The organism is Radiobacillus deserti (assembly GCF_007301515.1).
In the GTDB taxonomy this organism is placed as follows: Bacteria; Bacillota; Bacilli; order Bacillales; family Amphibacillaceae; genus Radiobacillus; species Radiobacillus deserti.
In genome coordinates this window covers 767,751-783,949 of the sequence record NZ_CP041666.1, presented here as the reverse complement: position 1 = coordinate 783,949, position 16,199 = coordinate 767,751, and the positions used below count along the sequence as shown (strand labels likewise).

At 30.8% G+C, this 16,199-nt stretch carries 14 protein-coding genes and 1 pseudogene; 2 read left to right on the top strand and 13 right to left on the bottom strand.

Annotated elements, in window-relative coordinates; translation table 11 throughout:
- Window positions 1-29: 29 nt before the first annotated feature.
- Window positions 30-797, top strand: a complete 768-nt coding sequence (gene istB, locus FN924_RS04265; protein ID WP_143892209.1) for an IS21-like element helper ATPase IstB — start codon at window positions 30-32, stop codon at window positions 795-797.
- Window positions 798-1,036: 239 nt separating this feature from the next.
- Here the strand turns inward: istB and FN924_RS04260 are convergent, their stop codons facing one another.
- The 12 genes and pseudogenes from FN924_RS04260 to FN924_RS04195 all read right to left on the bottom strand — a co-directional run bounded on the left by FN924_RS04260 (window position 1,037) and on the right by FN924_RS04195 (window position 13,106).
- The gene (locus FN924_RS04260) at window positions 1,037-2,827 is read right to left on the bottom strand and encodes a DUF4365 domain-containing protein (protein WP_143892208.1); all 1,791 of its coding nucleotides are present in this window, start codon (window positions 2,825-2,827) and stop codon (window positions 1,037-1,039) included.
- A gap of 153 nt (window positions 2,828-2,980) precedes the next feature.
- Complete coding sequence (locus FN924_RS04255; protein WP_143892207.1) at window positions 2,981-3,256, bottom strand: hypothetical protein; 276 nt, start codon at window positions 3,254-3,256, stop codon at window positions 2,981-2,983.
- Between the two features lie 125 nt (window positions 3,257-3,381).
- Window positions 3,382-3,738, bottom strand: a complete 357-nt coding sequence (locus FN924_RS04250) for a 3'-5' exonuclease (RefSeq protein ID WP_158633929.1) — start codon at window positions 3,736-3,738, stop codon at window positions 3,382-3,384.
- Window positions 3,739-3,763: 25 nt separating this feature from the next.
- On the bottom strand, window positions 3,764-5,164 hold the full coding sequence (locus FN924_RS04245; protein ID WP_143892205.1) for a UvrD-helicase domain-containing protein: 1,401 nt from the start codon (window positions 5,162-5,164) through the stop codon (window positions 3,764-3,766).
- A 4-nt stretch (window positions 5,165-5,168) separates the two neighbouring features.
- A complete protein-coding gene (locus FN924_RS04240) occupies window positions 5,169-7,133 on the bottom strand; it encodes an ATP-dependent nuclease (protein WP_143892204.1) in 1,965 nt (654 codons plus the stop codon).
- A 281-nt stretch (window positions 7,134-7,414) separates the two neighbouring features.
- A pseudogene (locus FN924_RS19930) lies at window positions 7,415-8,532 on the bottom strand (site-specific integrase).
- A gap of 205 nt (window positions 8,533-8,737) precedes the next feature.
- A complete protein-coding gene (locus FN924_RS04220) occupies window positions 8,738-9,625 on the bottom strand; it encodes a tyrosine-type recombinase/integrase (RefSeq protein WP_143892200.1) in 888 nt (295 codons plus the stop codon).
- Window positions 9,626-9,991: 366 nt separating this feature from the next.
- The gene (locus FN924_RS19200) at window positions 9,992-10,198 is read right to left on the bottom strand and encodes a hypothetical protein (RefSeq protein ID WP_228409559.1); all 207 of its coding nucleotides are present in this window, start codon (window positions 10,196-10,198) and stop codon (window positions 9,992-9,994) included.
- A 265-nt stretch (window positions 10,199-10,463) separates the two neighbouring features.
- Entirely contained in the window at window positions 10,464-12,134 is a 1,671-nt protein-coding gene (locus FN924_RS04210; RefSeq protein WP_228409558.1) for a hypothetical protein, read from the bottom strand.
- On the bottom strand, window positions 12,106-12,351 hold the full coding sequence (locus FN924_RS04205) for an ABC-three component system middle component 6 (protein WP_143892198.1): 246 nt from the start codon (window positions 12,349-12,351) through the stop codon (window positions 12,106-12,108). The genes FN924_RS04210 and FN924_RS04205 overlap by 29 nt, the downstream gene beginning before the upstream one ends.
- Before the next feature lie 6 nt (window positions 12,352-12,357).
- A complete protein-coding gene (locus FN924_RS04200) occupies window positions 12,358-12,906 on the bottom strand; it encodes a hypothetical protein (protein WP_143892197.1) in 549 nt (182 codons plus the stop codon).
- A gap of 11 nt (window positions 12,907-12,917) precedes the next feature.
- Window positions 12,918-13,106, bottom strand: coding sequence for a hypothetical protein (locus FN924_RS04195; RefSeq protein WP_143892196.1), 189 nt, complete (start codon window positions 13,104-13,106; stop codon window positions 12,918-12,920).
- 215 nt (window positions 13,107-13,321) lie between these two features.
- Between FN924_RS04195 and FN924_RS04190 the strand changes: the two genes are divergently transcribed.
- Complete coding sequence (locus FN924_RS04190; RefSeq protein WP_143892195.1) at window positions 13,322-15,397, top strand: DUF262 domain-containing protein; 2,076 nt, start codon at window positions 13,322-13,324, stop codon at window positions 15,395-15,397.
- Window positions 15,398-15,491: 94 nt separating this feature from the next.
- On the opposite strand, the gene radC is transcribed toward FN924_RS04190, so the two are convergent.
- Window positions 15,492-16,136, bottom strand: a complete 645-nt coding sequence (gene radC, locus FN924_RS04185; protein WP_143892194.1) for a RadC family protein — start codon at window positions 16,134-16,136, stop codon at window positions 15,492-15,494.
- Window positions 16,137-16,199 lie beyond the last annotated feature (63 nt).

Genomic DNA, 16,199 nt, shown 5'->3' with positions numbered 1-16,199 from the left:
GTATCTTAAGATTTTGGGAGGTCTATAAATTGGAATACTCCTTTGAAAGTTTACAAAGGCAATTGCATCATTTAAGAATGTCAGAAACATCCAAAGAGCTTCCTGCTGTTTTGAGGAAAGCAGAATCCCATTCGTGGACCTATCAAGAGTTTCTTCGGGAATTGCTTACATATGAAGAAAGGCGCCGAGAAGAAAAAATGATAGAAAAACATTTGAAGTGGGCAAAGTTTCCTTATCAAAAAAGCCTTCAAGAGTTTGATCTTAAAGAACTACCATCTCTTAGTGAGAGACAGTTAAAGCAGCTTCAAGAGCTCTTCTGGCTTGACGAGTCATTTAACTTAATATTTTTGGGTCCACCTGGCGTTGGAAAAACGCATATGGCGATTGGATTAGGGTTAGAAGCGATTCATCAAGGGCATCATGTTTCGTTTGTGTCAATGGGGGAATTAGTTCCGTTATTGAAAAGTGAGGAATACCTTCGAAAGTCCCAACTAAAAATGAAACGAATTAGAGAAGCTGATCTAATCATAATTGATGATCTCATGTACATGGCAATGGATCAAAACGAGACGAATCTATTTTTTCATCTAATAAACCATCTCTATGAACGAAGTTCTATCATACTGACATCAAATAAAGGCCCAGAAGAATGGGGAGAGTTACTTGGAGATCAAGGAATAGCAACGGCGATTTTAGATCGCCTTCTCCACCGCTCTGAAGTCCTTCATTTTAACGGGAATAGTCATAGAATTAAGTATAGAAAGTCTTTATTTCAAGCGAAAAGTGTTCAAAGTTAATGAGCAAAAAGTGTTCAAAACTACTTGACGGTTACAGTTCTATGGTTCTTTTTTAGACAAATAAAAAAGAACCAAGGATTGGTTCTGAAATGGATCAGAAAACTTCAATTCAGGTAGTATAACTCTTTTTTCTAAGTTACATTGAATAACTCAGCCTATTGGTTTAGGAGGAATGCATTTAAAATTAATACAATTGAATCCACCTTAGATCCAATTGTATTAGTTGTCTTGTTATTATTTTATTGTTTTAATCCTTGAAACAAATTGTATATTGGATAGGGTATAAGGCTTTTTTGCTCTTCATCATCAAGTGTATCAAATAACCGTTTTGCTTTAGATCTGTTTTTTAACAATACTTCACATGCAAAACAAATACTCTTATTATTTTCCCTTTCTGCTTCTTCAAGGATATCTAATACTTCATCTGTTTCTTTTTCTGAAAGTCCCTCAAATTTTCTAATATTAATTTGATACTTATTTATTTTCCCCAAAATATCATGAGGATTAATTTTAAGATATCTCGATATTAAATCTTCCGCAATCTCTATATATCTGGCGTCATTTTCCAAATCAAAATAGTTGAGATAATCCAATGCAGTGTTAATGGTATTCGGAGAATTCACATCATGATACTTATTCGCAAATGATTTCTTTATTACATCTAACTTAAAGTTGGCACATTCATGCATTATCTTTAATTTTTGACTGGAATATATACTAACCCGCCAATAATCATTTTCTATATCTTCTGATTCATATTTCTTTATCTCTCTTTTTGGCAATAACCCCGCAACTTTATTTAGTGTTTCTTCGCTAAAGAAATCGGTATATTCATTATTTTCCTTATTAAATAAAACCATTACCTTTATGTATTTAGACAGTTTTATAACTTGAACCAAAGAGTTTTCAAAATCTATGTTTTCACTATAAGTAAGCATTTGATACTGTTTTTGTTTGAACAGACTTAGTAAACCATTAAAAAGTTCACTGATGTTTTCATGATCATCAAGAGTGTAGTTTCCGCTTATTCCAATTTGATTAAAAATTCCAATAATATCTTTATATACTTTAATATCATCTTCAACGTCTGAAAAATCTTCTTTTTTATCCAGGGTTGCAACAAATTCAGATGATGTAAAAGGTAACTCATTATAATCTCGTAGAAACTTTAGTATTTTTAAACACTTCAAATACGAACTTAGTTTTTTCACTTTAGATAAAGTGATTTTTCCTTTATTTGTCTCCTTGATAATTTCTACGATTAGTGAATCTTCAATTAATAAATACCTTCTATCTTCACTTTCTCTAACTTCATATTTTACATTAAACTCTTCATCCTCTATTTTAACTTCTTCGTTTAACACTGTTCTAACTTCTTGTAACTTAGCAGTTCTTAAAGGTATTTCAATTCCTTCATTTACTCCATATAAGTATGCAGGTTCTTCAAATAAATCAAAGGATGTTTCCTCTTGCAGTCTTATATAGTCAATCCTATATTCCTCAAATTTTTTATCTAAACCTGCCTCAATATAAATTTTAGGTTGCTTTTCAACAGTTCTCAGAAATTGTTTACATATAATTTCCAATGAGCCGCTCTCTAACTTTTTAAAAGGAATAGTAATTGATTGGTTTCCATTAGCTTCAAGTTTGATTAGTAGATCCTTCAAATCTAATGGAGCAAGGATATTGTAGTATGCCTGTCTAATATATGTATTGGGGTTTATTGTAACAACAAAATATAATACTCCATTACCATTTTTATAATAAACTTCTAAATCTTCTTTAGTTACAGGATGCTTAATTTTGTTTCTCTTTGATGTCTTTTTATTTGAGGTTGTTCCTTTAATTTGTATTGGTACAATACCAACAAAATCCTCTTTTTTTATCTGATTTGAATAAAGACTTATATCTCCATCGAATGAAAGCCCCTTATCGTTCCATTGAACGTTACTAACTAAATGAAATGGAGGTTTCAAAATACATTCGTTTATTTCAACACAAGCCAAATGTTCTATTATAGTATTATCCATATCCAATTCCTCTTTTCCCCAGATTGAAGTTTATATTTCGTATTATCCTAAAAAACTTAGCGTTGACCATTGAGGTTGAACAAAGAAATAAGAAGGCTTTGGCATTTAAAAGAACATAATCGTAAAAATCGTCTATTTTATCATCTGGTATTTTTACTTCATTTCACTAATTTCCTTCTTTAACAAATCTAACGCCTCTTTAGAGAACACTCCTTGTTTATAGGCTTCAATGATTGCTTTAGTAATACTTAGTTCATCAAATGCAGGTTGTCTTGGAATCCTTTGACCGTTCTTTTTATATCTCATTACTACTTGCTCGCCTTTTTCTTCTCCGTCTTCAATTTTTATACATTTGTCAATACATATTGAGTACAACTCAGATACTTTTAATTCTGATTCAACAATCGGTTTGTAAGTAGTTTCAGTCATATAATCATCTCCTTATTTTTAGTCGTTTAAGTAAACGTTTGAAACTATTATTTAAAGCCAATTAATTTCAATAAGATATGAAGAAGCCTCTGCCAAGTTTTACAACCTTTGGCTTCTTGATTTTATTATTTTGAGATTACTTCCTTACTAACTTCTATAATATTCATTTCAGAGATTTTATCTTTATTTACCTTTATTAATGGTGGGCCAGCAATACATAGTAAGTCTCTTGCTCTACTTAGAGCTACATAGTAAATTCTTGTATCATCATTTTCGGAATTTATTTCTGGATGAATAATATTTTCTATTTCTTCCACATCATCAAGATATAAAAGTACAGATTCAAATTCAGCACCTTTGGCTTTATGAATAGTTCTAATTTCTGAAGACTTTTCTTCGGGTAAGATAAGGTTTTCTATTAACTCTTGAATCGTTATTTGCTCAGAAATTGTTTTAATATTACCGCTCGTTATCTTTTTCAAATTAAATCCTTTTGCTTTCAGGAATTCATAAAGTATTTGATAGAATACTTAACAATGTGAAGTCAACTGATTGTTTAATTTCATTCATTAAGAATTCAAGCATATCAACCGCAAGACTTCTTTTCGACAATGGATTAATAAATTGGGTTCCTCGGAATGGAGATTTTAATATATTGTTTTTATCTGTCCTTAGAGAACGTATCACTTCTTTTACTGCAAGTTCATTTCTACCATCTTCCACTAACATATAAGCAGTAAAAAGTGATTTTAATAATCTTTCCCTATCCGAGTCAGCCTCGTTTAAACTTGTCCAAACATTAGTAACTTCAATATTCCGAAGTTTCTTTACAGATCCATTATTACGAGTCAAAATACAATAATCATTTTCCAGTCCTAACTCCTGTCTTAGATTATGGAAATCCAAAAGCGTTTTAGTAATTTCATCCGCACACTCAAAATAATAGATAGGATTATTACTTTGATTATGAGTTGAACGTTGGGCTAATGAGTCACCTTGCCTTAAATGATTTAAAATTCCAACAATCGCCTGCCCACTTCTCCTATTATTCTCAATCTGGTATTCTTTGAGATTAGGCAAACAAAAATTTACGAAATCGGATCTTGAAGCACCCTGGAAACTATATATTGATTGAGCTGGATCGCCAATAACGCCTATTATTGTTCCAGCATTTCCCAACCATTTAATTATTTCAGACTGAATGGGGTTAGTATCCTGAAATTCATCTATAAACATGTATGGATACTTAGCACTAAGATGGTCGAGAATAAGAGGAAACTCATTCAATATCCTATATGAAAAATACAGAACATCTTCGTGATGGATTGTCCCTTCATCCCAAAAAATTTGTTTGTAGGTAAGTAAATCCTCTAATTTTATGTAATATGTTCCTACTCTTCTCAAATATTCCTTTCTTGGTTTTAATATAAAAGAACCATTATCAAGAACCCAATCAATATTTTCCAAACACTTTTTTATCTTTTTTTGGTCTCTAATATAGCCATTACTAACCTCCGTTTGCCATTTATATATCTTTCCTTTTGTAGCTACATTTTCACTGTGTCCATCCATTTCATCGATATTGACCAACCTTCTTCCTGATTCACCTTTTAAAAGATGGACATATGGTTTAACGATATTTGAGTATAAAAAACTATGAATTGTAGATACATCAACCTTGTCCAGATTATTTTTTAATCTATGTTGAACTTCTTCAGCACCCACTGTAGTATAAGTGATACAGGAAATCTTTGAGATATTTGAAAGTTTAGTTGAATTATGAAATACATTTTTAATATGCTCAACAAGCCAATGTGTTTTACCCGCACCAGGCCCAGCAATTACCTTAAAAGGGCTTTCAATATCTTCTAATCTATCGTCTGACATAATGGTTATTGATTCTCCCATAAGTTCAAACCCCTTCACTATTTTTATGGCATACCCAAATTAGAGCGTTCTTTATGTGGGTAGGTAGATTTAATTGAGTATCTTCATCTTCTAACTTTGATGCTATTTTAAAAGCAACTTCTCCTTTTTGATTATCTGCATATATTAGGAAACTTGAAGCTCTTTTCGCTCGCTCTTTCTTCTCGTTCTCCCAACCGCTTTGTATCAATTCTGGAATTTCAATGATTTCTACGGATTCATCAAATAACAAATCAGATTGATAATTTTCCCACGCTAAATCATACTCAAATGTTTTGCCGTTCTCTTCTTGATAATAAATGTTTACATTTGCACAGTCCTCCTGTTGCGTCACCAAGTTCTTTAAAGCACCAGACTTACTATCGTATTCAAAGTTATCAGATTCACTATTTATTTCAAACGGCCAACACTTTTTCCAGCTCCTCTTTTGTTGTTCTGCTTCCTCCCTTTTTCTTTCAATTTTTCTTGGATCAGAGTCAATAATACAGCCCACTCTCCTTTGCAAAGAATAGTCCACTCTATCTGGTTTTATTCCTGCACCATATAACTTAACAAAATGCTTAAATGTAAGTGCATCTACCCTTACAAGCGAAACATGGTGCTTGTCTAAGTCGTAACCATTTTTTTCAGCTAACAAAGGTAACAATACAAGTTCTGCCATTCCTTCAACTAAAAGAACTGAATTTGAAAATAACATGGCAGATTTTGTTGCATCAAGAAATCGTTCAACATATTTTTTAGACTTCTGGTCTTCCTTACTATCAGAGAAAACTCTACTTGGGTATTTTGCAGAAACCTTTCCGCTACCACTCTTTTCTAAACATATAATTGGATCTAAACCAACAGCAGAAGTAATTTGAGTTGAGTGGGTAGTAATAAATATTTGCTTGCTAAAAGTTTGACTTTTAATTTCTTCACTAAGAAACTTTAAAAAGTTATATTGTAAGGCAGGATGCAAATGAGCCTCTGGTTCCTCAATTAATAGAATTGGAAAAGTTTTTGCATTTTCACCATAATCTATTGAGGTAATCATTTTAAACTTCGATAAAATTAAAGATATAAAGATTAAATTATTGTAACCCATTCCATTATTTATTATTGGTATTTCAATACCTGTCTGATCCTTAATAATTAGACGTAAAGCTGACAACACATCGCTTTCTTTTAATGAACCGTCTAAAGCAGGAGTTCCACCTACTGAAGCACCTGTTTTCTCAGCAAAATCTAATACTTCCTCTTGGTTTATTTTTGATATTAAATTCCCAATTAATTTTTCAGAATGGTATGTAAATGTGTCTTCTTGTGACTGACCATCATTTGATGATTCATTTTGGTTTTCTCCAAGACTGGTATCTTTAAAATGTAGAAGCAACTGTTTGAGTAATGTGTTTCTTCCTGTAAACATTTTACTTTCAACATCACGCAAAGCATCCAAGGTCTCACAGTGTATCTTTTCCAGATATTCTCCCTCAGCTCTTAGTCTATTACTAATATTTCCACCGTAAATCCTTGATACATAGCGTTTCAGAGTTGATTCTAATAAAGACCACTGTTCCTTTTGATTTGTTAATTTGGCATATTCTTCTTGATATGTTCTTTGTTCCTGTTCGGGAAGAAAAAATCTATACGTTAGAGTTGCTTCCCATGGTGCATCTAATTTTGTAAGCCAACTGGCAACAATAGCTTTATCGTCTTTGGTGTCATTTTGAGAAGATTGTAGTGTGGCAGTAACAGTAATCTCAGGAGGTATAGATGAATCCACGTTCTTGTTAAAATCATCTATAGCTAATGTCTTAGACTTGGATCGGTTAAAGATTAATTCTAATGCTCTGATAACTGTTGTTTTACCCGCATTATTGGAACCGATTAACACATTCATTCCTTCATTAAATTCAATGTCTATATCATCAAAGCATCTAAAATTTTTAATGTTTAATCTTGATATATACATGAGTTTCCCCCTTTTTCTACATTTCCTGATAATATATTCCTAAAACTATGGTAACATAAAAAAATACAAATATTGTAACATTTAATTAATGCTAAATGCATGAAAATAGGAACCTACTATAAAGTAGGTTCCCGTATAAATTTCACGTTTTTCTCATTTTGATGGGACTCTAAGTTTCTATTGTTAATATTGGGTTACAAAACACAAACCTATTCAAGTAACATATTCAACATGTTGGTTTACGCAACCATATCAATTGTCTATATCTATTCCCACAATTATTACTTAACTATACTATTAATATCATTGAATATATTCACTGTTTTTAATTCATCTTCTTCGTACAATTCCGCTATTAAATGAGCATACTTATTTAGCGTTGTTTCTATATTACTATGACCTAATCGCTCGCTAACATATTGTATAGACACTTTTTTATAAAGCAATACACTGGCATGAGTATGCCTTAATCCATGTACAGTAATTGGCTTTGTTATTCTAAGTTCTTTTAAAGTTTCTCTTAATAGATTATTAACAATACTATTTCCTATTACTTTATATTTAGAATGGGGAGAATAAAACACTAATTGATGTTCAGTATCCTTTTCACTTAATATATTATTAAAATGACTCATTGTAACTTCATCCATTTTAATTGTCCTGATTGAATATTCATTCTTAGTCGGAGAAAACCCTCAGTGCTTCGTTTCATATATCCCCATGTTTTATTTATAGTAAGTGTATTATTGTTAAAGTCAAAATCATTCCATGTTAAGCCTACTAATTCTCCAAATCGCAATCCAGAAGTTAATCCAAGTAATAATAATGAATATCCTAAATTTTCATCAACTCTATTCCACAGCTCAGTTAATAACTTTTCACTTTCCTTATAGTTTAGTATCTTATTAAATGATTTTTTAGCTGGGACTTTCCAAGTTAGAACAGATTTCCTTGTAAAGTCTTTATGTATAATTTGATCTTCAAGTGCATCATTAATACAAGCACAGATATGCGTATTTACTTTTGCTACCGTTTCTTTTGATTTATTAGAACCAAATTGATTTAAAAACATTTGATAGTCATGTCTACTTATTTCTTGCAATGGTTTACTTCCAAAATATGCTTTAATTGCTTTTAAAGTATATTGATAGTGTTTTTGCGTTGCTGGACTGAGGTGTGACTTATATAATTTTACCCATTTATCAAAATATTAATCAAAAGGGGCAGGTTTTAAATAAGGTAATGTACCTTTTCCCAACTTTAATTCCACTTCTGCAGCCGCAAGTCTTGCCTCTTTTTTAGTACGAAATCCGCCTTTCCTAATCGGTTTAGATTTTCCATTTTCCATCCGACTAACTGTGTACTGGTATGTGTTTCCCCTTTTTTGTATGCTTGCCATAAATTATATTCAACCCAATCAAGTAATTTATCGAAATAGTGTATCCATTATAATTAGTTTAAGCAAAATATTATAATCATTTCCAAGATAAGATAGACATATAACAGGAGGTTGGATATAACATATCCAACCTCTAACTTAAATGATTTTATAAATCTTTTAACGGACTAAACTTCGCATGTCCTTCTTGGACTTCATTACTAAATTAATTTACATACATTTTTGTTACCTCTAATGTTGAATGCCCTAAAATTGCTTGTAACTGAAAGGCATTAGCACCGTTCATAACGCTCATTTTTGCAAAAGTATGTCTAAACGTATGCGGGGAGCAACGGACATTTTTTAATTTTGCAATTCCCCCATATTCACGTATTCGATCCTGCATTTGTTTTTTGCTCAATGGAGTATCATCCTGTGTTATAAATAAATAGTTCGTATCAATTTGTCCTCTGATGGTCACGTATTTATTTAGTTGATCAATCATTTTGTTTTGAATAGGTACAAATCGTTCATAGCCACCTTTTGTATTTGTGATGCGTACTACTTTTTGTGACCATACAATATCTGTTACCTTGATTCCGATAAGTTCATTTGCTCGTACTCCTGTTTCTAATAGAAACATCATTATTGTATAATCCCGAAGACCAACAAATGTCCTTAAATCACATGCTTTAAACAAAGCCTTAATTTGTTTCTTATCAAAGGTCTCAACAATTCGCTTACGATCCTTTAACAATTTTATGTCCTTCATTGGATTTAGTTTGAGATAATTCTGAGATTCTAATAGATTAAAGAATGCACGTATAGCTCGTAAGCGTGAATTAACACTTACCGTCTTAATCCCCTTATTTCTCATATACATAACCACATTATGCTTAATAACATCACCAGTTATATCCTTTGGTTCATTGCTCAGACCTTGTTCCAGAAGCAATTTCTTAAATTGCTTTAATTCACTTCGATAATACTTGATAGTATATTCCCTCAGATTTCTGAACTCACAGTCCTCAATAAACACCTCTATTAAATCATCCAGAGAATAATTTATTTCTGCCTTGTCATCAGAAATGAGGCGTAATTCCTCCTGGCTCAACTCACCTCTTCTTTCACTCTTGCTTTTCTCCTACCTTTTCTTCTCATTTACTCTTTTACTCATTCTTTTTCCTCCTCACCGCACACGATTCGTCGCACACGATTTTTGCTATATAAATCGTATTCGGTGCAAAAGAAAAAGGACTTAGGATTTTCTCCTAAGCCCTTGTCACTATTAGTTTTTCCCGCATTACTCGATACCGGTGGTCGGGGTCGAACCGACACTCCGTGAGGAACACGATTTTGAGTCCCGAAATTCATCATAACCTAATTGAAACCAATAACAACAACGATTGCTGTTATTTTAATATTTTTGGTTAACACGATTAATGACAATTATGCCTTTGGTTCCCAAAATCGTCAAGCATTAATAATGATGTTTATTGAATTTCGCTTGTCCTAACTTCTTATATTTCTGTATTAATTCAACTTCATATTCCCTTGCTTGTTCTTCTATTTCCAATTCAGCTACAATCTTATAATTATTTTTTCCGTCTGCCATCAATTGTCCGGTGTTCCGAGTTCCTTCTATTAGTATATCTTCTGCACCGATACCAGACACCACTTCCAACATAGACTACTTCATTGTTTAACCAATGTTCATAAACATTATAATTTTGTACCTTCCTTAGTTCTTTGGGGTCGAGACCATATGATTTAATTAGTCCAATTATTCTTTGAAAGGTTGTTCCATATATATTAGCAATATCTTGATTTGTCATCTTGTCTGATAAATGTTGTTCCAGTTGATCTTTGTTTGGGAACATAATAATCACCTCGATATTCTTCTATCGAGGTGATTTGATTTGTAAACCAATGAATGAATAAATTATGAAACATTAAATTTTAAAAAGCTTATTATCCTTTGATAACCTTAATACTTTATCATCTTCATCTATGAAAGAATAATTTTCAATTTTTTCATTTAAAATTGCAAAAATAAACTGACTTCCATTTTCGTTAATAAAATCAACAATCTTATTTAGGTTATGTTCATCTACAGTTTCTAAAACATCATGAACAAAAACCTTAGGATAATCTAGGTCCATTTCATTAAGAAAGGAAACATATGCAATATCTAGAAGCAAAGTAATTGTCTTCCTATATCCTGTGCCCAATCCATCATCTACATTAGATAGTTTTAGTGGAAAAGTGTTTTCACGTGTTAAGTAAAGACGCTGGCCAAATATTTCAAAACTATATCTTGTTAAATATTCATTGAATTTAGATATATTATCAAGGGAATTAGATTTTTCATTTATCTCTTGGAAATCTTTTTCTTTTTCTTTTAATTGATCAATCAGATCATTATAGAGTTCTTGCACCTTTGATAGTAAACCTAACTGTTCACTTTGTTCTATCAATTCTCTATGAATTGTTTCAAATTCGTTAAAATTTTCTTGATTGATTAAACTTATAACATTTTTGTTTTGATTGACTATATTTTCTCGCAATTTAAACATTTCTTTTAAATCATCATTAACCCTTTGCAAGCGAGTGCGATAATAACTTAGCTTATTCTGTCTAATACTATTATTAAAATCAACAAGATCATTAAAATCTTTAGGAATATTCCCCAGAGACCTTTCTACATCATTATAAAATTCTAATAGTACATCTTCATCAAAACCATTATCTTTTGATTCTTCTTTCGATAAAATTTTTTCTATTTTGCTCCTCTTAAACAACAATGACTCAATAGAGTCACTAATAGTGTTAATCTGATTTTTTATGTTTGAAATGTTTTCGAGACTTCTTTCATACTCATTTACATCAATCATTGTTTTTACTTTCTGTTCGAGTTCATGAACAGTATTTTGAACTATTCTTATTCTTTCTTTTAAATCATCAATATTGGAAAATTTATGTATCTTTATAATTTGGTTTATATCCTTTTGTATTTGTTCAATTTCATTATAAAGATTTAATTTCCTTTCACTATCTTCATGAGAGGAAAGTTTAAATAAGAAATCATAAATATTTTTATACTCTGCATTAGTAGTATTCTGATGTAAGTATTTTAAAAAAGTAAATGTATCTTCCTTCTGTTTGATCCTGACAAACTTCCCTATTAATTGCCTAAAAGTTGGGGGTTTCTCTATATTAAATATGATTGCATTTAATTCATCAACGTAATTATCGTAAGTATAATGTTTTCCATTTATATATCTTTTCCCTCTATCAAATAACTCAACTTTTAGTTTATAGCTAATATTTCTAATCAGAATTTCTAATTCAGCAAAAACCTTTTTTTCATTAATATAATTCTTTAATGAGGTAGTTTGACTACCTGTATCATTGTCCGTCCAAATATATTTTTTATCCCTTGCTCCTAAACATATGTCGATTAATTTTAAGAATGTAGTTTTTCCAACATTGTTGCCTTGGTTATCATCTTCATTGCCCTCGGTTACATCAGCAACAACATTTAATCCTTTTTTAAACTTTACATTTCTTATTTCTGTTTTATCGCCAATACCTTCAGCTATTATCATTCTCTCCAGATACATAAACTAAGTCCCCCCCTTCTATCTTTACTTTATCAATTAAATACAAAAAATTTAAAGCAAGGTTATATTTAAAATAAGGCTGTTTATCATCAATTTCCTCATATAAGCTTTCAATTAAAGCTAGTTTTATCCTACCTAGGCTTTTCACTTTAAGGAGCAATTGAGCAGATAAATATAAAATTGTATCTTCTGGTTTTGAATCTTTGTCTATTAACATTATAGATCACCTTACAACCACTTTTGGAATTGGATCTAACAATTTACACTTAGTGAATGCATAATACATTAAGGCATGGATTGCCAATTCAGCATCCTCAAGATATATGTCTTTCGAATTATCATCATTTTGAATTGTTTCAATTAAATAGTTATAAACACCTTCACATAACTCATCTTTATTATCCCATTTTCCAAATCTCTTTAATTTTTTATATTTTGTATTTATGTTTGATAAAATTCTCTGCCTTCTAGGAATTTCTTCTAAAATAGACTCTACGTCATCAAGATAATGGTCACATTCGAAGAAAATTTCCTTATAGACATCGATTTCATTATAATCCATCTTGCCCTCAAAATCAGATGTGAAATCTGCGTCGTAGCCGTCTGGAACATCATCTACTTCAGAGAATTTTAGACAAAAGTCAAAAAGATAAGTTCTGTTTAAGATCTTTTTTTGACCAGCATAATGATTTATTTCGAATCTTGCCCCTTCACCTGTATTATTTATTGTATTATCACCTTGACTGTCTATATTCTTTTTATTACCGACCATATTAAAACTTCCTACCGTTTAAATGTACTACTATCCCCGGTGTTATTGATTACATGACTGCCCTGAGATTGAATATTACTATCTCCAGAGATTTGTTGCTTTAGTGAATCAATTTCCCTTTTTAAATTAAAATTTATAATTAATGATGTTATGGTCCCAATCGAAGCAACGATACTTAAAATTAATGAAGCTGTTTCCATCTTTTCACCTTCCTAGTAGACTACTATTTTAAACTATTTTACCATATTAAGGTTTCATAAAAATATGTGATTAATAATTTAATATATAAAATTGTTATTTTATTCCAAATATCTGAGCACTTTAGAAATATAAATCTAGTAACTTTTTACTAGTCATTTAAAGTGTTATAATTGACCTAATATAAATTGTTATTTTTTGTTAAAGGGGGAACCGTATGGAGGCGAGAGAAAGTAATGTATTGAAATTTCTAGAATTGGGAAATCATCAATTTGTAATTCCAGTCTATCAAAGGACTTATAAGTGGACCAGAATTAATTGCAAACAGATTATGCAAGATATTCTTAAAGCTAGCCAACCACAAAGCAAAACTCATTTTTTAGGATCGATAGTTTACATAACTGATGAACATTACCAAGCAACTCAAGTAAACAAATTAACTATTATTGACGGACAACAAAGATTAACTACAATTTCATTGCTCCTAATGGCGATGGTTAAAAACCTACAAGAACAACCTAAGAAGTTTAAAACTACCCCTACGAAGCTACTTAAAAAATACTTAGTAATTGATGAAGATGAAACGAACAAGCCAGAAGATTTTATTTCAAAACTCTCACTAACTAAACATGATAGAGATTTTTATAATCGTTTAGTGAAAAATCAGCCCCTGCGTAATAACAATCAGAACATTTATAATAACTTTGAGTTTTTCTACAATGAAATTAAAAATAAAGAAATTGATATTGATACATTATTTGAGGGTATTGGTAAGCTGTTAATAGTTTCGGTATCTTTAGTTAGAACAAAAGATGACCCACAGCTTATCTTTGAAAGCTTGAACTCTACTGGTGTAAAACTGGAGCAAGCTGATTTAATCAGAAACTTCTTATTAATGGATTTAGATGATAATTTTCAAAAAGAGGTTTACAACACATATTGGTATCCTATGGAAATATCTCTTAGAGATTCACTGTCTGATTTTATTAGAGACTATCTCATTATTAAATCAAAAAAGATCCCTAATAAAGCAAAGGTTTATGAAGAGTTTAAAAAATACTTTTACACGAATTTCGATAGAGCTCAAGACAATATTGAAAATCTAGTAAAAGATATGTATTACTATTCAACATTGTACGAGAAAATTGTTCAAAAAAGTGAAACTAACCCTAAAATTAATTCATATTTGATTGATTTTGAAAGGTTAGATGTCAAAGTTATTTATCCTTTTGTGCTAGATTTATATTCTGAATACGATAAGGGTTGGTTATTGGAAGAAGACTTTATTTATATTTTGAACTTATTAGAAAGCTGTATAGTAAGAAGAGTTATTGCTGGGCTACCTCCTAACTCCCTTAGTAAAATTACAATAAGTTTAATTAAGGATATTAGCGAGATAGATCATGTTAAAAGCGTTGAAAAAATATTGACTAATAAACGCGGCGTTCAAAGATTTCCTAATGAAGAAGAATTTAAAGAAAGCTTTATAAATAGGGATATATACAGCTTAAAAATTTGTAAATTCCTATTGGATAAATTAATTAACACAAATAGTAAAGTTATTCTTAATATTAATGAATTTAGTATAGAACATATCATGCCCCAAACAAACAATCTATCTGCCAAATGGGTTAACGCTTTAGGCGACAACTGGGAGCAAGTACACAGTAGTTATTTGCATACAATTGGTAACTTAACACTTACTAGATATAACGGAGAAATGGGTAATAAGTTTTTTACAGACAAACGAGATATGGAAAAAGGCTACAAAGACAGCCCTTGTAGATTAAATACAGACTTGATCAAATTAGATACTTGGAATGAGGAAGAAATACTTAAAAGAGCAAACAAACTTTTTGACTTTGCAAAGGAAATTTGGTCATACCCAACAGTTGAAGCTACCGAAGAAAATTATAATATGATACTAGATTTTGACGATGATTGGAAGAGTATTAAGCCGTCTCATTTTACTTTTATGGATGAAAAACATGATGTCAAAGATATGACAGATTTATATGTAAATGTAATTTCGGAAATATATCAATTAGATCCTGAGCTCTTTTTAGAAACAATTAACAGCCCTGATTTAATAGGAAGAAACTATATATCAAAAAATCCGAGTGATTTTCGTGCAAGTCATCAATTATTAGATACTGGCTTTTATATAAATACACATTCTAATAACGATGGGAAAAAGAAAAATCTTGATGCTTTAATAAAAGCTATAGGATTGACAGAGAACGATTTAATAATTTACTTAACAAATAATGAAAAAGACTATGTAAACAATTAGAAAAAGCTCTGACATAATAATGTCAAAGCTTAAACAATTATGGTATATTTAAAACGGAAAATTCAAAGTTGAAGCGATAGTTGCAGCAATCGTCTCAAACATATCCTTTTTCTTTTAATGAAATGAACTTACCACTAGTACCAATAATCACATGGTCAAGTAATTCAATTCCAGTTACTTGGCCTACTTCTTTTAATCTTTTTGTAACCTCAATATCTTCTCTACTTGGTGTTGCGTTCCCACTTGGATGATTATGTGCCACGATAATTGAAGCAGCACTTAGTCTAATAGCTTCTTTAAATGTTTCTCTAGGGTGAACGATACTAGCATTCAATGAACCTTTGAAAACATTTTTTCTACCAATAACCACATTCTTCGTATTTAGAAAGATCGCTTCAAAATGCTCTTGTTGTAATCCTTCTAAATCATTAAAGTATTTAGCAGCGTCTTCTGGTGAACGAACAATGTATTCCTCATCTTTCTTGAACTTTCTTATTTGATTAGCTAGACCAAATGCCGAAACAATTCTTTTAGCGGGAACCTCTCCAATTCCTTGATACTTCTTTAATTCTTCTACACTTAAATCTGCCAAACTATTAATTCCTAAACTTGCTAATTGACCTGTAATTGAAGCATTTGCTTTTGGTCCAATTAAAACGGCTAAAATGTTTTGAAGACTTGTGCCTTCATTTCCATAAAAACTTAATTCTTCTTGAGCTACATCATAGTGACGTTTCATTTCTTCCACTCCTTATAATTTATTTCGTAAGACGAAGTAATTCATCTAACAAATAAAAATTAT